The 19775-nt window shown below is 51.2% G+C and carries 16 protein-coding genes; all 16 read left to right on the forward strand.

The window, feature by feature from the left end:
- The first annotated feature begins 17 nt into the window (after window positions 1–17).
- The 16 genes from HZB31_15090 (at window position 18) to HZB31_15165 (ending at window position 19726) form a co-directional block, all read left to right on the forward strand.
- On the forward strand, window positions 18–1865 hold the full coding sequence (locus HZB31_15090; GenBank protein MBI5849247.1) for a HEAT repeat domain-containing protein: 1848 nt from the start codon (window positions 18–20) through the stop codon (window positions 1863–1865).
- Entirely contained in the window at window positions 1862–2683 is an 822-nt protein-coding gene (locus tag HZB31_15095) for a protein-glutamate O-methyltransferase CheR (GenBank protein ID MBI5849248.1), read from the forward strand. Before HZB31_15090 ends, HZB31_15095 begins: the two co-directional genes overlap by 4 nt.
- A gap of 2 nt (window positions 2684–2685) precedes the next feature.
- On the forward strand, window positions 2686–3078 hold the full coding sequence (locus HZB31_15100) for a response regulator (protein MBI5849249.1): 393 nt from the start codon (window positions 2686–2688) through the stop codon (window positions 3076–3078).
- A complete protein-coding gene (cheY, locus tag HZB31_15105) occupies window positions 3071–3460 on the forward strand; it encodes a chemotaxis response regulator CheY (protein MBI5849250.1) in 390 nt (129 codons plus the stop codon). Before HZB31_15100 ends, cheY begins: the two co-directional genes overlap by 8 nt.
- A 95-nt stretch (window positions 3461–3555) precedes the next feature.
- Window positions 3556–5364, forward strand: coding sequence for a chemotaxis protein CheA (locus tag HZB31_15110; protein ID MBI5849251.1), 1809 nt, complete (start codon window positions 3556–3558; stop codon window positions 5362–5364).
- 90 nt (window positions 5365–5454) lie between these two features.
- Complete coding sequence (locus HZB31_15115; protein ID MBI5849252.1) at window positions 5455–6648, forward strand: protein phosphatase CheZ; 1194 nt, start codon at window positions 5455–5457, stop codon at window positions 6646–6648.
- Window positions 6649–6682: 34 nt separating this feature from the next.
- Window positions 6683–7444, forward strand: coding sequence for a substrate-binding domain-containing protein (locus HZB31_15120; GenBank protein MBI5849253.1), 762 nt, complete (start codon window positions 6683–6685; stop codon window positions 7442–7444).
- Window positions 7445–7471: 27 nt separating this feature from the next.
- Window positions 7472–8233, forward strand: a complete 762-nt coding sequence (locus HZB31_15125; protein MBI5849254.1) for a substrate-binding domain-containing protein — start codon at window positions 7472–7474, stop codon at window positions 8231–8233.
- Between the two features lie 15 nt (window positions 8234–8248).
- Complete coding sequence (locus HZB31_15130; GenBank protein MBI5849255.1) at window positions 8249–8656, forward strand: hemerythrin family protein; 408 nt, start codon at window positions 8249–8251, stop codon at window positions 8654–8656.
- Window positions 8657–8768: 112 nt separating this feature from the next.
- Window positions 8769–11210 (forward strand): methyl-accepting chemotaxis protein, encoded by a 2442-nt coding sequence (locus tag HZB31_15135; GenBank protein MBI5849256.1) that lies wholly within the window; start codon window positions 8769–8771, stop codon window positions 11208–11210.
- Complete coding sequence (locus HZB31_15140) at window positions 11210–12283, forward strand: chemotaxis response regulator protein-glutamate methylesterase (GenBank protein MBI5849257.1); 1074 nt, start codon at window positions 11210–11212, stop codon at window positions 12281–12283. Before HZB31_15135 ends, HZB31_15140 begins: the two co-directional genes overlap by 1 nt.
- Window positions 12284–12292: 9 nt before the next feature.
- Window positions 12293–13936: a methyl-accepting chemotaxis protein gene (locus tag HZB31_15145; GenBank protein ID MBI5849258.1), complete on the forward strand. Its 1644-nt coding sequence runs from the start codon at window positions 12293–12295 to the stop codon at window positions 13934–13936.
- Window positions 13937–14021: 85 nt separating this feature from the next.
- On the forward strand, window positions 14022–15617 hold the full coding sequence (locus HZB31_15150) for a methyl-accepting chemotaxis protein (GenBank protein MBI5849259.1): 1596 nt from the start codon (window positions 14022–14024) through the stop codon (window positions 15615–15617).
- Between the two features lie 190 nt (window positions 15618–15807).
- Window positions 15808–17772 carry a CZB domain-containing protein gene (locus HZB31_15155; GenBank protein ID MBI5849260.1) on the forward strand — a complete coding sequence of 655 codons (1965 nt, stop codon included), beginning with the start codon at window positions 15808–15810 and terminating at the stop codon, window positions 17770–17772.
- Between the two features lie 18 nt (window positions 17773–17790).
- Window positions 17791–18264: a chemotaxis protein CheW gene (locus tag HZB31_15160; protein MBI5849261.1), complete on the forward strand. Its 474-nt coding sequence runs from the start codon at window positions 17791–17793 to the stop codon at window positions 18262–18264.
- Window positions 18265–18385: 121 nt separating this feature from the next.
- The gene (locus HZB31_15165) at window positions 18386–19726 is read left to right on the forward strand and encodes an HDOD domain-containing protein (GenBank protein ID MBI5849262.1); all 1341 of its coding nucleotides are present in this window, start codon (window positions 18386–18388) and stop codon (window positions 19724–19726) included.
- The last annotated feature ends 49 nt before the right edge of the window (window positions 19727–19775 follow it).

Raw genomic sequence — 19775 nt, forward strand, 5'->3', positions numbered from 1 at the left:
GGCCGATAAGAACAATTATGAAAACCACTATACGTTTGCCCAGATTGCTGAAGGACATAAGCAGTGAAGATATCTCAAAAAAAAGGACTGCGGCAGAACTTCTTGCTGCCGGCGACGAGAGGGCAATCTATCCGCTGCTGAGGGCTCTGCGTGACGAAAACCCCGGTGTGCAGGACGTTGCCATGCGTTCTCTCATTGCCATTGGCGGCGAGGTCACCGCTTACATGGTCCTTCCGCTTCTGAGAGAAGATTCATATCTGCGCAATACGGCGATTATTATGCTCAGGGAGATTGGTGCGCCAACCGTGCCTCTCCTCTATTCCCTGCTTAAGGACAAGGACGATGATGTACGAAAATTCGCCCTTGATTTACTGATCGATATTAATCAGGACGTTGATGCTGCCAGGATACTCCCCCTGCTCAAGGACTCCAACCAGAATGTTCGTGCCTCGGCGGCAAAGGCAGTCGGTGTTGTCATGCAGCAGGCAGGAATCCCTGACCTCATCGAAGCGCTCAAAGATGACGAGTGGGTGGTATTTTCTGTGCTGGAGGCGCTCTCAAAGATACCGGATAACGCTGCGGTGCATGCTATCGTCGATCTTCTTGAAAGCTCCAGCATTACGCTCCGATTTGCCGCGATCGAGGCGCTGGGCAGCATCGGGTCTGAAGCAGCTTCTGCTCCGCTTCTGAAGCATTTCCTGAGGGCTGACGAGATGGAAAAGAGAGAGGCGGTCAAGAGTCTGGTCAAGATCGGGGTTACTCCGTCCATGACCGAAATCTCCGCAATTTTAGCTGATATGCTGAGAAATGGCGACTGGGAAGAGCGCCTGGTGGCACTCAAGGGCATTGTGGACCTTGGTGAAGAGAAGGCGGTGATCGACATTATCGATATCGGCGGCTCCCTTGAACCTTCTGATCCCGAAAGCGAAGACAGGCTCTACCGGATCAACGAGGCATTACGGGCCTTCGGCTGCAGCGACACCCTGATCTCCTGCCTCGACAATCCAGAGGTCAAATACCGCGGCCGGGTCCTTGCCATAGAGATTGTCGGCGAACTGAAATGTGAAAAAGCGGTCCCGTTCCTGGTAAAGCTGATTGAAGGGAATTTCAGGGACGTTCGCCGCGCAAGCGTCAAGGCACTGGGTGAGATCAGTGATGACGAGTCGCGTCAGGCCCTTGAGGATGCAGTCAACGACCACGACAGCCATGTGAGAAAGGTTGCCATTAATGCGCTCGGCAAGATAGGCGACAGGTCGTCTTTTGATATCCTTCTGAAACTGCTCAGGGTTGAGCAATACCGGGATGTGCTGGAAGAGGTCATGCAGTCGATGATCATGCTGGACCAGGAGGAACTCTTTACGCATATTAACGAGTTCGACGCGGCCCGCAAGGAGATCCTCGCCAAATATGTACATGACCCGGACGTGCTGATCGTCCTGTCCCGGGACGACAATATGAAGGTCAAGGTTTCTGCAATATCGAGCCTTGGCAGGATCGGCAGCGATGCTGCCCTCGCCCGTCTTCGTGAAGTCGTTAAGGACCCGGATCAGGCAGTGAGAAAGACTGCGATCATGGCCATGGGCGACCTGCGATGCTGTTATGACGATATCAAGGCAGCGCTCCATGATGAGGATATGTGGGTGCGGCTCTATGCAGTCAAGGCACTTGGCCGCTCTGGAGATCCGGGCATGATCGACGTCCTGATCCTGATGCTCAATGATAAAGAGATACCTGTGGTCCTTTCCACGGTTGACGCGATCGCTCAGATCGGTGGCAGGGAGGCTTTTAACGCTCTTGCGCATCTCGAGGGACACGACAACCCCGCGATTCGGGAGAAGGCCTTGCAGACACTTGAAAGCCTATGACGATTAATCTGACACTCCAGGATGCTACGTTCAAACAGCTCAGGGACTTTGTCTATGAGAAGTGCGGCATCTTCATCCCTGACACCAAGAAGTATCTTCTTGAAAACCGGCTGGTAAAGAGGATACAGGAGAAGAATCTCTCCAGTTTTGAGGATTACCTCTACCTTGTTGTCTATGGCAACAACAGCGGAGAACTTGCCAGGCTCTTTGATGCGGTCACCACAAACGAAACCTACTTCTTCCGCGAACCCCAGCAGCTCGACGTATTCAGCAATCACATTGTGCCGAAGGTCCTTGCCGAGAAGAAGACCAACGATATTAATGTTTGGTCAGCCGCCAGTTCAACCGGTGAAGAACCCTATAACCTGGTAATGCTGCTCCGGGAGAAGGTGCCGTCGATCCGCATGCAGGTGATGGGCTCTGATATCAGCGAGGGCGTGATCGAGTCGGCACGGAGGGCAAGCTACAGCTCCTACTCCATCCGGAATGTCCCGCCTGCCTATATGTCCAAATATTTTAAGGCCAATGGCCAAAACTTTGATCTGGACAGCTCGGTGCGGAATGCGGTCACTTTCAAAAACATGAACCTGATCGATGGTGCCAAGATGAAGACAGTCCGGAACATGGATGTCATCTTTGTAAGGAATGTCCTGATCTATTTTGACGATAAGGCAAAACAGAAGGTGGTCTCATACCTCTACGACGCCTTGCGGCCCGGCGGATATCTTTTCGTCGGATCATCAGAGAGTCTACATAATGTGACCCGAGCGTTCAAGCCGCTGGTTATCAATAAAGTTGTCGTGTATCAGAGGGGGTAGCAATGAAAATATTGGTAGTTGACGACTGTGCGACGACGCGAAAACTCCTTACGCTGTATCTGAAGTCAAAGGGGTATGAGGTCGTCACTGCAGAAAATGGCCTTGACGGCCTCGAAAAAGTGGGCAGGGAGGGTGTCAACCTCGTGCTTTCCGACCTGAATATGCCCTATATGGACGGTCTTGAGTTCGTCAAGAGTCTGCGGGCGAACCCTGATACGGCCGAACTTCCGGTTGTTATGGTCACGACCGAGGCAGACCCCGAGGAGAAAGAAAAGGCCATGAAAGCAGGCGCCAATGGATATATGATAAAGCCGGTGACCGCTGAGATGGTTGCACAGAACATAAAAGAAATCATGAAAGAATTATTTGGAAAGGGAGGTGGCTCCAATGTTTGATGCGAAGATGAAATTTTTGGTCGTGGATGATTTCTCTACCATGAGGAGGATCGTCAAAAATATCCTCAAACAACTCGGGTATGAGAATATCGATGAAGCGGAAGATGGCGCCCAGGCATTTTCGAAGCTGCAAAACGGCGAGTACGATTTTGTAGTTTCCGACTGGAATATGCCGAACATGGACGGGCTCGAACTGCTGAAGAAAATCAGAAGCGATGAGCGCCTCAAGGCCATGCCGGTCCTGATGGTGACTGCCGAAGCGGAGAAGGACAAGGTCATCACCGCAATCCAGGCCGGTGTTAATAACTACATTGTGAAGCCTTTCACGGCGGAAGTCCTGAAGGAAAAGATGGACAGGATATTTGAAAAGCTGGGGAAATAAAGGCAGGGAATGGGGCATCGGGATCAGGTGCCAGCCAAAAGAATCATGGTTGCTGATCCCTCATCCCCAACAACCAGCCACTGAGAGGAGCGATTATGGCAGACGAAATGGATGAAATTATAGCCGAGTTTATTACCGAGGCGGAGGAATCTCTCGATAAAATAGATCCGCTTTTTATAGAGCTCGAAGCCAAGGGCTATGACAAGGAGATGCTGAACGACATCTTCAGGTCCATGCATACGATTAAGGGTGCTGCCGGCTTTTTGGGGTTCAAGAATATTGTTGAGGTTGCCCACAAGTCAGAGAGCATTCTCAAGCGGCTTCGTGAGCAGGAGATCGTGATGTCGACCAGACTCATGGACTCAATTCTGAAAAGCGTTGATATGCTGAAACTGCTCCTGCAGCACCTGAAACTGAAAGACAACGTGGAAGAAGATATTACGCCGACGATCACGCAGCTTGATACGGCCCTGCATTCGGCAATGGATGAAGAGACTCCGGCTGCCGCCGAAGTGGTTATGCAGGCGGACCGTCCCGAACAGACCAGGGCGGAAGCACCAAAGGAAGAGACTCAGAAGCAGGAGCCGAAGCAGCCTCCGGCAGAAGCCCCCGGGAAGGAAGAGAAAAAGATCGCAACGGTGCCTGTGGCGGTTCTGCAGGAACCGGCAGCGCCTCCCTCAAAGATGCAGTCGACGCTTCCTGCGCAGGAAGCGTTGCAGACCCTCAGGATTGACGTCGAGCGGGTTGACAAGGTCATGGACCTTACCGGCGAGATGGTCCTGGTCAGAAACAGGCTGTTGAACATCGCAAACTATCTCGAATCACGCTATGCAGAAGATCAGAATGTTGAGCATCTTCTGGGTACGGTCGCCTTCCTCGACCTTGTGACGTCAGACATGCAGCTTGCGGTCATGAAGATGCGCATGCAGCCGCTCAAAAAGGTATTCGGCAAATTTCCGCGGCTGGTCCGCGACCTCTCAAATAACATCGGCAAGGATGTGGAACTGGTTCTGTCGGGCGAAGATACTGAGGTTGACCGCACGGTAATTGAGCATATCGGCGACCCCATGGTCCATATCATCAGAAACGCCATTGACCACGGTCTTGAATCGAGAGATGAGCGGGCGAATTCAGGCAAGCCGGTCAGGGGCACGCTCTCGATACGGGCTTTTCAGCAGGGCAACACGATTATCATCGAAGTCGCTGATGACGGAAAGGGAATCGATGTAGAAAAGGTAAAGAGAAAGGCGATCGAAAAGAAGCTGATCAGCGAGGAAGAGGCTGCACGCATGGCTGACGAAAATGCGATCAACCTCATCTTCCTGCCCGGATTTTCGACCATGGATAAGGCTACTGAACTGAGCGGCCGCGGCGTCGGCATGGACGTGGTCAAAACGAACATCTCGAAGCTTAACGGCTATGTGGAGATTATGAGCAAAAAGGGTGTCGGCTCCACGTTCAGGATCAGCATACCTCTTACGCTTGCCATCCTGCAGGCCCTGATGGTGCGGGCAGGCAGCAGTCAGTTTGCGATCCCCCTTGCCCCGGTTGAAGAGACCATCAAGGTGCAGCGGAAGGAGATCGACAATGTTACCGGGCAGAAGGTGCTTGTGGTCCGCGAGAAGGTCTGCCCCCTGTTTGAATTGACGGATATTCTGAACCTCGATGACCGCGGGGACAACGATTACCGCTATGTTCTGGTCATCACGATCGGCGACCGAAAGTTTTGTGTTGCCGTGGATGAGCTATTGGGTCAGGAAGAGGTTGTGATCAAGACCATACACGGGATAGAAACAGATTCATCCTATATCCTTGGGGCCACGATAACCGGTGAGGGCAAGGTTGTGCTTATTCTCGATCTGGCCGGAATATCGAGAAACGTGATAGGGGCACTAAAAGTTTAAGCGACTGCTTAGGGTCCCCGGACTCTGGACCATCCGTCTGTTAGGACTACAGACTATCCGCCTGAGTGGTTACAAATTTAAGGAGGCATCATGCAGCAGTATATCGGTTTTCACCTGAACGACAGCGAGTACTCAATTCCCATCCTCAAGGTGAGGGAGATCATCAGCATGCCTGAGCTGACGAAGATGCCGCAGTCCCTTGAATATATTGAAGGTGTGACGAACCTCCGGGGCAGCATCATTCCTATCGTCAACCTCAAAAAGCTTGTGAACCTCGGCAATCAGGAGAATCTTGGGGCCAAGGTGATCGTGGTGGCAAGCGGCAGCATGACCTTCGGTGTGCTGGTCGACGATATTACCGGCGTCATCACGATCGACGAGTCGGCCATTGAACCGCCTGAGAAGTTTATGAGCAGCAATATGGAGCAGGTCGAGGGAGTCGCTAAACTGAAGGACAGGCTCATTGTATTGCTCGATACCAGGCATCTGATACCGGGTGAGGACATGGGCGCCTTTGAGGATGTGATCATGGACGTAACTGAATCGGCCGACGGCACGGTGGAAGTCGTGAAAAAGGTGCATACCATTGCAGGTGAAACCACCATAAAAGAGACGCACGACGCCAAGGAGTTTTTTGAGAAGCGGGGAATCAATGCCCAGGACCCGCGGTATCTGATCGTTGACGACCTCATGAGCTTTATGGACGCAATGGCCGCGAATGACCATGAAAAGGCAGATCTTGCCATTCAGAACATCGTAAAGAAGGGCCAGTCAGAGCTGTTTACCGAAGTCGGCAAGATGACCAGAAAGATGCATGACTCGATCAAGAGCTTTCGGGATGCGCTCGATCCTAAGTTGAAAGATATCGCCAATGTCGAGATGCCGAATGCGGTTGACCGTCTGCATTTTGTCATCTCCAAGACGGAAGAGGCGGCGAATAAGACCATGGGCATTGTGGAAAAGTATCTCCTCGGTATGGACGACCTCTCTGCCCAGATCAGGAAGCTGAAAGAACCCGAGGACGCCATTTCCTATCTCAAGACTTTCAGAAATGGCCTTGAGGACGACATGACCGAGATCCTTACCACCCAGGCATTCCAGGATTTGACCGGGCAGACGATCAAGAAGGTGATCAAACTGGTAGGGGAGATCGAGTCAGAACTGGTCAGGCTTATCGCAACGTTCGGCGTGAAGATCGATACCGGCGCGGTTGCTGAAGCGCCGGTTGCAGAACAGGTCTCCCAGTCCGGTGTAGACGATCTGCTGAAGGATTTCGGATTCTGAAACCAATAACGCTTAAATTCTAAAGGAGAATGAGATGAAAAGGAACATTATTATCACAGCTGCGGTGGTGGCCTTCCTGGTAACACTGAATTTGTCAGCCTTTGCAGATGAGATCAAGCTTGCGGGAGGCGGAACCGTAGAATCGACAGTTATCACTCCGATAAAGGCAGCCTTTGAAAAGGCCACAGGCCACAAGATCACTTTTTTGAAGGTCGGTTCGAAGAATGCCTTTGGCGAACTTCTGAAAGGAAATGTCGAGGCAGCAACAGCTGACGTAGGTTTCAATGATCTTATGGAGATAGCCAAAAAAGAGAAGATGGACGCAGGCGATCCGGCCTCTTATCAGCATGTTGTGATAGCGAAGGATAAGCTCATCTTCTTTACCAACAAGGACAATGTTGTTACAAAACTCTCTAAGGATCAACTAAAAGGAATCATTACCGGTAAGGTCCAGAACTGGAAAGAGGTGGGCGGCAAGGACATGCCGACTATTGTGGTCTGGGGTAAACTTTCCACAGGTACCAACAGCATGGTTTCGAAGAATATCCTTGATGGCGAGCCTCAGGCAAAAGATGTTATCGAGGTGAACAGCTCGGATGATGTGAAGGCAATGGTTATTTCAACGCCTGAAGGCATTGGGTTTGGTCCTATTGCCATGCGCGATGACAAGATCAAATCGCCTGAGACTCCTGAGGTTGCGAGGCCGCTCATACTTGTAACCAAAGGCGCGCCAAGCGCCAATGTCCAGAAACTGATCGATTTTGTTAAAGGCGAAGGCCAGAAGTATATCAAATAGCTGGCATTTCAAAAGGAGAATGCATAAATGAAAAAGACAATACCGTACGGTGCGGTCATGGTTTTCCTTGTCGTATTGGCCGCAACATCTTTTGCCGAGGAGCTGAGAGTTGCCGGCGGTGGCGGACCGGTAGAGAATATCCTGAAGCCGATTAAGCCTCATTTCGAAAAGGCAACCGGCATTACCCTAAACATCATGCAGGCAGGCGGGACTGCTGCATTCAAGGAACTTGCTGCAGGCCGCATTGAAATTGCAACCGCAGGCATGAGTTGGGATGATCTTCTTGGTGCGCTTAAAAAGGAGAGCTTTGAAGTTTCAAATCCAGCAGAATATCAGCCTGTGACGATCGGCAAGGGGGGGGTATTTGTACTCGTCCATAAGGACAACCCTGTTGCGAAGCTTTCAAAGGAACAGTTGAAAGGGATTTTTACCGGGAAGATTGGCGACTGGAGGGATCTTGGCGGCAAACCCATGCCTATCCTTGTTGTGCTCGGTAAATTGAACCCTGGCACGAACAACACCTTTCAGAAGCAGATGCTTGATGGCGAGCCTTATACAAAAGATCTTCTCGAAGCCACTACTGCCGAGGATGTGAGGGTGAATGTGGCGTCAAACCCTGAGGCCATTGCGTTTGGGCCTTCAACGCTTATTGATTCGTCGGTCAGATCACCTGAAACGCCTGAGGTATCAAGGCCGATTATCCTGGTAACCAGGGGGAAACTATCTCCTAATGCCCAGAAACTTATTAATTACATCAACAACGAAGGAAAAGAGTATATAAAGAAATAGGAAGGAGAATTTGAAATGGCCCTGATAACGTGGAAAGAGGATTTAAGTGTCAATATCGCAGAGATGGACAAGGAGCATAAACAGTTAGTGGTGATGATCAATGAGCTTCATGAGGCCATGTCCTCCGGCAAAGGAAAAGATGTGCTTGGCGGGGTGCTTGCAAGGCTGATTGACTATACAAAGTTTCACTTTGCGGCAGAAGAAAAACTCATGGAATCCAACAAATACCCTGGGTATCTGAGCCAGAAAGGGGAACATGACAATCTGACAAAGAAAGTTATGGATCTCAAGGCCCGTTTAGATGCCGGCAATATGGTGGTCACCGTTGAGGTTATGGCATTTCTTAAGGACTGGCTGACAAAACATATCATGGGCCAGGACAAAAAGTATTCCAGTTTTTTGAATGCAAAAGGCATCAAATAACGGTTCGAATGGGTCAGTGCTGAGTGGTAACCCTTGCTGGCATATGGCAGAGAAATGTCAGGCTGAAACATTCAGCATTAAAACACCAGGCATTGGGATAATGAGGTAAACGTTGACAATAAAGACAAAGCTTACTTTAAATGCGGTAATTGTGCTTGTGATCATCGTCGCGGTTGGTGCTGCGAGCCTCATTGGCATGGGGTTTATTAAGGCACGGCTTTCGTATCTGACTGAGCGGAGTACCCCGTTTCAGATGAGAACGGTCGATCTCCAGCGGGCCATTCAGGGTGTTACTGCTGACCTCACAAAGGTCAGCGTAGCTCTAAGTAGCGAAGAGTTTGCCGCATATCAGGCTGAAGCTTCCAAGTCCCTGAATGAAGTAAAATCATCACAGGCGGCGATTGAGGAGCTTTCGGGCGGAGCGAAGAGCGAGGCCTATGAGGAGCTGAAAAAGGTCTCTGATGATATCATGCAGGTCACCCAGGAGCGGCTCAGGGCTGAGGGAGAAGCAAAAACAGCCAATGCCACGGTTACCCAGAAACTGAACGAGTCCGAGAAAAAGCTGAGAGACCTCGATGTTCAGGTGCAGTCCCTGCAGTCCAGCAAGTCCACGGCTGTTATGAGTTCGATGGACGACACCTCAGCGATCTCAAAAAAGGTCAAAAATATCGAAAGTCTCAGAAGTCTGCTCAAGGACATCCAGATTGCGCTCTTTGAATTAGGCAGAGCACAGGACAAAAAAGCGATTATTATCGCCAGGGGCAAGCTCAATGGGCTTATTGCCAGGCTTAATCAGGAAGATGCGCCCAAAGAGAACAAAAAACTGGGCGTTGAGATCAAGGTATTTACTGAGAAGATCGATGAGTTGCTCAGGCTCCGCATGTCGCCTGACACGGATGCAAAAAATGCGCTTGATGCAGCAGCCCGCGATGTTGATGAGCGTCTCTCGGTATTTCTGCTTTCCTTTGAACAGGAGGCGGCCATTGCCCGTGAACGTTCCAGCGTTGAGAGCGAAAAGCAGGGGACTCTGATGACGCAGTCAGGTGTATCCACCAGTCTGCTGGTGAGCAACTCTCAGCTTATGGCCTATGGACTTTCGATTGAAGGACTTGCGACCAAGCTTTTCACACTCAGGGCCCCAAAAGAAGTGGATGCTGTTGAGGCTGAACTGAAGAGGATATTTGACAAGGTCGATAGTGTGTTAAAAACCATGAACAAAGGCTTCTCGAAGCTCGACGGCAATGACGCCATGAAGCTTCTCAAATCATCTGAAAATTCTCTTAATGCGATTAAGAATATCCTGCTTTCACGGGATGGCGTGGCTGCAAAGATCAGGAATGAACAATTGTTGAGGCAGAAGGCGCTTGAGGCTACCGGAACATTGCGCGAGATTGTGCTCAAACAGGCCGAAAAAAGCAAGCAGACCGTATCAACGGCAAAGGGTGAGCAGGAAAAAGCAATCGGTACGGTCAATAAAATGGTCAGATTCAGCAGCTTGCTTATTGCGCTGATCAGCATCGGTTCCATTGTCTTTGGTATCTCCTTCGGTATCTGGGTCTACCGCTCCATTTCACGGCCTCTTGGCCAGCTCATGAAAGTTGCGGACGAAGTCTCCAGCGGCAACCTTGCCTATGCAATACCGAAAAGCACCGCCGACGAGATCGGCATGGTTCAGACGTCCATGGCAAAAATGGTGAGCAACCTTAAAGAGATTGTCGGCAAGATAACCGTCTCTACGTCGCAGCTTGCCTCCAGCTCTGAAGAACTGTCAGCCACAGCCACGATTATCGATAATGGGTCGCGGGAGCAGACCTCGCAGGTCGAGCAGTCGGCCACTGCCATGACAGAGATGTCCCAGACGACCCTCGATGTTGCGAAGAATGCATCGGCAACCTCTGAATCTGCCCTGAAGATGAAGGGCCTTGCAGAACATGGCAAGCAGGCAATGGAAGTTACGGTGCAGGAACTGGTGAAATTTTCCGGAACGTTTACGCAGGCTGCCGACAAGATCGAGGAGCTCAGTAAACAGTCGCAGGAGATCAGCAACGTTGTTTCCCTTATCAAGGAGATTGCCGAGCAGACGAATCTGCTGGCGCTCAATGCGGCTATTGAGGCTGCCCATGCAGGAGATCAGGGCAGGGGTTTTGCGGTTGTAGCTGACAATGTGCGGCAGCTTGCAGAACGGACAGCCGGCGCAACTGATGATATCGGCAGGACTATTCAGAAGATGCAGACCGATGTCGATGACACGGTCACCTTTGTGAAGCATGAGAAGGAAGCGGTCGAGTCTGTGGTCCGTCAGGTCAAAGGCACCATGGGAGAGATAGACCAGATTGCCGGTAACGTAGAGCAGGTTACGGACATGATCCAGAGGATTGCGGTTGCGACAGACGAACAATCTTCAACGTCGGACATGGTTTCGCAGAGCATGGAGAGCGTTGCAAATGTCACACGGCAGCTAAGCGCCTCCATAGAGGAGATCAAGCGTTCTGCCGGTGATCTCTCAAAGCTCGCAACGGAGCTCAACACCATGTCAGGATGGTTCAAAACATAATGGTTCGCGTATTAATTGTCGACGATTCCGCGTTCATGCGCAATGCGCTTTCGAGCATGCTCTCCTCTGACCCGGAGATTCAGGTTGTGGGTCTGGCGCGTGACGGTCTTGATGCCATTGAGAAGGTGCTGCAGCTGAAGCCTGATGTCGTGACCATGGATGTCGAGATGCCCCGTCTTGACGGTCTTGGTGCGCTGAAGCAGATCATGGAGCGCTATCCGGTGCCGGTGATCATGGTGAGTTCTCTGACGACCGAAGATGCCAAGGTGACTCTTGATGCCCTTGATCTTGGCGCGGTGGACTTTATATCAAAGAACCTTTCGAACCTCTCGATCGATATCGTCAAGATCAAGGAAATCCTGATCAATAAGGTGAAAGAGATTGCGAAAAAGGCGCGCCCTCTGCGCAGGCCGGTTGTTGCCAGAAAGCTGGAGACAGTTCACGCTCCAACGCTGATGCCAGTCCCCTCACAAGGAGGGACAAGCAGGACAACCGGCGAGCGCAGAGTCAGCGTCGTTGCCATTGGCTCCTCAACGGGAGGCCCCAAGGCCCTGCAGGAGATTATTCCGAAGCTGCCCAAAGATTTCCCTGTGCCGATCATTATTGCACAGCATATGCCGGCTACCTTTACCGGTCCGTTTGCCCAGCGGCTGAACGAACTGAGCCAGGTTACGGTACAAGAGGCAAAAGAAGGCGATGTGCTGAAGGCCGGCGTGGTGCTGATCGCGCCGGGCGGCGGACATATGCGGGTGCAGAGAAGGCGTTCTCTCGAAACGATTATCTCGATATCTGACGCGATAGAGGAATATATTTACCGGCCCTCGGTTGATGCGCTTATGCTGTCTGTTTCAGAGTGCTTCCCCGGCCGTGCCCTGGGAGTAATTTTGACCGGTATGGGCAATGACGGTGTGAAGGGCATGAAGGTTATGAAGCAGGGCGGCGCGCGTATCTTTGCCCAGAACGAGGAGACCTGCGTTGTGTACGGCATGCCGAAGGCGGTTGTGGATGCAGGCATTGCGGATAAGATCCTTGCGGTCGAAGAGATCGCGGGTGAGATGGTAAATTCGGTTTAGGAGGATAGGGTGAAGTCATTGTTCGAGAAGTTCAAGATCAAATATCGGTTACTGTTTATCGCTTTTATTGTTTTTTGCGGCCTGTTTTTTCTGGTTTCGCAGTCGCTTGTTTTTCTCCGCGGTCAGTTGATGGAGGACAAGAGGATAAAGACGCAGCACCTTGTCGATGCAGCATATACGGTTGTCGAACATTATCATAAGCTTTCCAAAGAAGGAAAAATGCCTGAGGATGAAGCAAAACTTGCGGCCATGAATACAGTCGGAAGCCTCCGCTATGACGAAAAGGAATATTTCTGGATCAATGATCTTAACCATATCATGCTGGTGCATCCCAAGAAAGATATGGTCGGAAAGAGCTGGGCGGAGGTGAAAGACCCGACAGGGAAAAAGATCGTTGTCGAGTTTGTCGATACGGTCAAAAAGAGCAAGGCCGGTTTCGTTGCCTATTCCTGGCAGAGGAACCCTGACTCCAAGGAACTGATCCCGAAGCTCTCCTACGTAAAGGGTTTTGAACCCTGGAATTGGATTGTCGGAACCGGCATCTATATCGATGATGTTGACAAGATCTACAGAAACACTGCCGTAAAGTTCGTCTCTGTCGCAGTTGTGGTCATGGGACTGACCCTGCTGATTATCTGGTTCATTAACAGATCGATAACCGGTCCGCTTGATCACCTTGCGGAAAGAGTTGAGGTTATTGCCAACGGCGATCTGACGGTTACGCTTCAATACGCAGGTAAGGATGAGATAGGGCACCTTTCTTCAAACATGAACAAAATGATCGATGCGCTCAATACCATGATTAGGGGTATCATGCAGTCCTCTGATAATGTGGTGGGTACTGTACATGTGCTCAAGTCTCGCACGGAAAAGTCTGCGGAGGGAGCGCGTAATCAGTCTTCGCAGTCCCAGCAGATAGCGGCATCAGCAGAGGAGATGAGCCAGACCATCACCGATATTGCGAAGAATGCATCAATTGCCTCCGATACCTCGAATGAAGCGATGGAAATGGCCGACTCCGGCAAGGAGATGACGGAGTTGGTGCTCAATAAGGTCGATCAGCTTTTCACCTCGACCGAAGAGCTTTCGTCCATGGTCAACGGGCTCAATAAAAGGGTTTCCGAGATCGGTGATATCGCAACCGTGATCAAGGATATTGCCGACCAGACGAATCTGCTTGCCTTGAATGCGGCAATTGAGGCGGCCCGTGCAGGGGAGCAGGGAAGGGGCTTTGCCGTTGTCGCCGATGAAGTAAGAAAGCTCGCTGAACGGACGATCAGGGCGACCGGAGAGATTACCGGCAAGATCAGCGCCGTACAGCAGGAATCTGCGGAAACAGCAAAGACCATGGCGCGGACCTCAGCTGATGTTTCAGAGTCAAAGGAATTTATCTCAAGGGCCGGCCAATCATTAGGCATCATCGTTGATTCGGTCAAGAAGGTGCAGGACCAGATTACGAGGATCGCGGTTGCGGTTGATGAGCAGTCAGCGGCATCAGAGGATGTCGCCCGGAATATCGAACAGACGTCAGCGATTGCAAAGGATATGGAGACCGTTGCCGGCGATGTTATGGCAGAGGTGAATAAGCTGACTGCAGTCGCAGAAGGCCTGAAAAGTTCGACCTCTGGGTTCAGGGTGCAAAGTAATGTCTGATGTCTTGTTCATAAAAGAGCAGTTCTCAGTGATTAGATGCGTAGAGCTCAATAACGGACAGCTGTTATCAAAGGAGGGTTAAAAGATGAAAATGACTTTGGCAAAAAAGATGTACGGCGTTGCGGGACTGATGATGGTGATGATACTGGCCATTGCGATCGGGGCATTTTTTGTTGCGCAGAATGTGGCCAATGAGTATGACCATGTGATCAAAACGGATCTGGCACAGCTGGAATACGGCATGGATGCACAGATGCATCTCGGCGAGGGAGTCCAGGCGTTTAAGAACTATGTCCTGCGCAGGGATGACAAGTACAGTAAAGAGTTCGATGCAATGATGAAGGAGATAAAGGACAATATTGATAAATATGCAAAGCTTTCTGACGGCGCAGAAGAGACCGCTCTTGTCAAGAAGGCACTTGCGGGCGTTGCGACGTATGAAGCCGGGTTCAAACAGCTCCTTGAGGCTGCCAAAGAGACGCATGATATTGCTGCCCTGGACAAGGTGGTCAAAGGCGCTGATAAACCGCTGGCAGATGCGCTTGAGGAGATGGACAAGCTTGCCATGAAAAACGCAGAGGCTGCTGAGGCTGCGGTGAAAGCAAGTGCAAGAAGATCGACGATAATCATGATTGTTATTGCGCTGGCCGTTGTGGTCATTTCTGCCTTCCTGAGCTTTGTGATCATCAGCGGCGTGCTCAAGTCAGTGCAGGGTGTTGCGGCGGTGGTGCAGAAGGTATCCGGAGGAGACCTTTCCCATGAAGTGCCGGTGACCAGCAATGACGAGATCGGCGACATGGCAAAGGGTTTTAACGAGATGATGGCCAGCCTCAGAAAGATCGCCTCACAGATAACCGGAAATACCTCAACGCTTGCGACAAGCTCTGAGGAGCTTTCAGCAACAACGAACTCGCTGAATGAAGGCGCAAAGGAACAGTCCCGCCAGACCGAGCAGGCTGCAACTGCCATCACCGAGGTTGCCCAGACAGTCATGGACGTTGCCCAGAATGCCTCGGCTGCCTCAAACTCTTCAAAGGAGGCTAGCCAGATCGCAGGAGAGGGCAGGGAGAAGGTGGAAAATACCGTCAACGGAATGCATCAGATCGCCAATACGGTGCGTGAGACTGCTGCTACGATCCAGGAGCTTGGCAGATCGAGCCAGGAGATAGGAAATATTGTCCGGACCATCAATGATATCGCTGACCAGACCAATCTGCTGGCATTAAATGCGGCGATCGAGGCTGCGCGTGCAGGTGAGCAGGGACGAGGCTTTGCGGTCGTTGCTGACGAGGTCAGAAAACTGGCAGAGCGGACCGGCAAGGCGACCCGCGAGATCGGTGAGATGATCAAGAAGATACAGGGCGAGACCGAACGTTCGGTCGAGAGCATGAATGCCGGTATCACAGAGGTGGAGCGCGGAGTCCAGCTGGCGGAAGAGGCAAAGGATGCGATGATGAAGATCGTGGATGCCTCAAACCGCGGCACAGACATGATCCAGAGGATCGCTGCCGCTGCCGAGCAGCAGTCGGCAGCATCAGAAGAGGTTTCTGCAAACATGGAGTCTATTGCAAACGTGACCCGCAATACCGAGGCTGCATCATCACAGATCCAGTCTGCCTCGCATGATCTGGCGCGGATCGCGACAGAATTGAAGGGCCTGGTGGGCTGGTTCAGACTGTAGAACGTTCGTGATGCCTAAGGGCCTGCCGCAGGAGCGTTAGGCTCACCTTTTTGCTGGTGTATTCGGGAAATCCTCCCATGGACAAGGGGCGCATGGGAGGCATAGGTACAGGTTGAAGTCACCTATGCATAATGGAGGAGGGGACAATGTATGGCTAAATAACTTAAATGGATAGGGAGAAAAAGCGCTGATGGATTTAAAAGACGTATCAATTAAGTGGAAGACAGCGATGCCGATTATTCTGCTGATTGCGGTAGGCATCATAGCAACGATTGTTGTGACCGGAAGCAGGACCGAGAAGATTGTTATCGATGAGGTGAAGAACTCGGCACTGAAAGGTTACCGAGATACGGTTCTGAATTCTCTCACCACGATGATGATCGAGGGTGACTATAAGAAATCTGAAAAAGCATTTCTTGAACAGATGAAACAGATCGTTGACCTGAAGGTAAGCAGGTCTGAGTCACTTGACAGGGATTTTGGAAAGGCGGATGCAGGCAACTACGCCTCTGATCCAATTGAGAAGGAGGTTATCAATACGGGCAAGGAGCATATAGCCGTTGAAGGGCAGTCTATAAGAGGAGTTTTCCCTTATGTTGCCAAGTCCAATTTCATGGGCAAGAACTGTCTCGGATGCCACAAGGTTTCTGAGGGGACGGTGTTAGGCGCGATCAGCATCAGGATAACACTATCCGAGTCTTTTGGCAGAATACGCTCGCTCCAGTATCAGTTTGTGTTTTTGGGGATCATCGGCATCTTATCAGTTGCCGTGCTCATTGTCGTTATTTTTAACATTACCCATAAGCCGCTTTTTGTTCTTGTTACTGTCATGAAGCAGCTTTCGAAGGGTCATCTGGATATCAAACTCTCCGTTGATCGAAAGGATGAGATCGGCAGCATATCGGGCAATGTCAAGGGCATTCTCGATTACTTCGGCCGGATGATCAATTCGATTATGCTGTCGACAAGCAGGGTGCTTCCTGAGATCGATGTTCTCCGGAACATGTCCGACCGGGCTGCGCTCGGCGCCAAGACCCAGACAAGCCAGATTTCTCATATCGCCGCCTCGGCAGAGGAGATGAGCCAGACCATTAACGACATAGCGAAAAATGCATCGTCAGCATCCGAGACGTCAAATGAGGCGCTCCGCATGGCAGAAAACGGCAAACAGGTTGCCGACGGGGCCGTAAATACCGTTAACAGTGTCTATGTATCAACCGTTGAGCTTGCCGGCATGATCGAGAAGCTCAACAGCAGTGTTATGGAGATCGGTGGTATTGTGACCGTTATCAAGGATATTGCGGACCAGACGAATCTGCTTGCGCTGAACGCGGCCATTGAAGCTGCCAGGGCAGGGGAGCAGGGCCGCGGATTTGCTGTTGTTGCTGACGAAGTGCGTAAACTTGCCGAGCGGACGATCAAGGCCACGAATGAGATATCGAAGAAGATCGGCACGGTTCAGGCGGAATCAGCGCAGACCTCTCAGTCAATGACAGAAGCCTCGGACAAAGTCACAAAATCGACCGAATATATCAAAGAACTCGAAAGTTCGCTCGATTCGATCGTCTTTTCGGTTCAGGAGGTGAAGGACCAGATCACGAGAATAGCGACCGCGGTGGATCAGCAGTCTGCAACCTCTGAAGATGTGGTAAAGAACCTCGAAAAGGCTGCAGGCGTTACCAGGGATATGGAGGCCATGGCAGATGAGATGACAAATGAGGTCAAGACCCTTGTGGCGGTAACCGACGAACTGCGGGAAACTACCAGGACGGTCAAGACTAAGGGCAGCGCCGCGATCATGCTTGAACTTGCCAAGACGGATCACAGGAACTTTGTAGGCAAGATTAATTCCTGTCTTCGCGGTCAGGTGCAGCTGCAGGCAGGAACGCTGCCAGATCATCATAACTGCCGTTTCGGAAAATGGTATGAGACGGACGGCGCTGATATCTGCGGCAGCGTGCCGAGCTATTCTCTGATTGTGTCTCCCCATGAACGTTTTCATATTTTGGCCAAAGAAGCGGTGCAGGCTCACTATGCAGGAGACCATCAGAAGGCCGAGCGGTTGCACGGTGAAATGGACCTGCTTTCAAAGCAGGTCGTAGACGTACTCGAAAAGATCAAGATCGAGAGTCTGAAGTCCGAAGATATTTTCTAAAGAAAGCAGGAGGCTATTATGGAAGGACAGATATTACAGCTGGTGACGTTTAAGCTCGGCAATGAAGAGTATGCGACAGAGATCCTGAAGGTGCAGGAGATCAACCGGATGGTCGAGATCACTGCTGTGCCGAATTCCGTATCGTATCTTGAAGGTGTTATCAACCTCAGAGGAAAAGTCATCCCTGTCGTGAATCTGAGAAAGAAGTTCGGGCTCGCGGCAAAGGAGAACGACGAGCAGTCGAGGATCATGATCCTCGACATCCAGGGGATCACGACCGGACTTGTTGTGGACGGCGTCTCGGAGGTGCTGAGAATATCTTCCGAAACGGTCGAGCCGCCTCCGCCTATGGCAACCAATATCAGCACGGAGTTTATAAACGGCATTGCAAAACTCGAAAACCGTCTGATTATTCTGCTGGATATTGATAAGCTCCTCGGCAAGTCGGAAAGCAGAGAGCTGGCGGCAGTCACGTCGAACGCGGTTCAGTAACAGGTCATGGTAACTACTCATACATGGTGATTCGGAGATTGGGCAGGAGAGTTGCCGACGGGTAACCCAGTACACTTGGAGGGTCTGTAATGCAGCAGGCAGAGAGGGGACAAACAGTCGTATGATCAGGATTCCCGTTGATTACATAGAATCAGGAAGTTTTTCAGTTGGAGGGAAGGAGAACCGCGTCCTGAAAGCGCTCTTGGGCGCATGCGTCGGCGTTGCCATGCATGATCCTGGCTCCGGGGTTGGAGGCCTGTTTCATATTATCCTTCCTGCTCCGGTCGGGACCGATATGCCCTGGAATGCTGCAGCATACGCCACAACCGGGCTGCCCCTGTTTATCGATGCGCTCTGCAAGCAGGGTGCGGATAAAGGACGTTTGACCGCGGTTATTGGAGGAGGGGCATTGATCGGGGACATGGCCGAATATGATCTGGACCTCGATATAGGCGGCCGGACCGCAGAGGTTGTTTTTGATATTTTAAAACAATACTCAATTCCGATAGACCGGTCTGAAACAGGCGGTGTCTTCAATATGGCTCTCAGCCTTGACCTCAACACTGGGCAAAGCGCCATCTCCCCTGTGCTTGAAAAACCGTTAGAGCCTGCAGGGGAAGTCATTAAACCGACCTCAGATGAGATCGCCAATGCCATAGCCCGGATACGGCCTATCCCCCAGGTTGCGCTGAAGATAATCAGGATGATAAGCGACAACAGCTATAGTATGCAGGATGTCTCTGAAGAGGTCCGCCGGGACCAGATCATAGCAGCCAAGGTATTGACTCTGGCCAATTCGGCAATGATCGGCTGGCCGGACCATATCGATTCGGTTGATGAGGCGCTTTTGGTGCTCGGTGAAAAAAAACTGCTCAGACTTGTGGTATCCGCCTCGGTAGAGATCTTCTTTTCGAAGTCAGAACGGGGGTATTCCCAATGCAAAGGGACGCTCTATCATCATGCGATAGGCACCGCACTGGTAGCGGAGCAGCTTGCACGACTGACCGGGAAATATGATGCGTCGGCTGCGTACACGGCCGGCCTGCTGCATGATATCGGGAAGGTTGTTCTGGACCATTTCGTAGCTCAGAATATGCCGCTTTTCTATCGCCAGACCTGTAACGATGCGGTCAGTCTTGAGGATGCAGAGGTGGGGATTTTAGGCATAGGGCATCAGGAGGCCGGCGGCAGGCTGGCCGGTCTATGGTCTATTCCCGAAAATTTGACAGAAGCGATCAGATATCATCATCAGCCTGATAAGGCTTTGCGTGATACTGAACTTGTCTGTATCGTCAGTCTGGCCGATCTTATCATATCCAGGTTTTTGGTAAGTCAGACCCTGGAATGCAAAAATACCGCAGTCCTGTCCTTTGTGTTGGATAAGCTCGATATGAAGGCCGATCATCTGTTTGATCTTCTGGGCACTATCTCGTGGGATACGCTTAACAGTATGAGGCTGTAAGCTATTATCAGATACAGTACGATAAAATGAGTTGAACGGCTGTGATAAA

The sequence above is a fragment of the Nitrospirota bacterium genome (assembly GCA_016235245.1).
GTDB lineage: Bacteria > Nitrospirota > Thermodesulfovibrionia > Thermodesulfovibrionales > UBA6898 > UBA6898.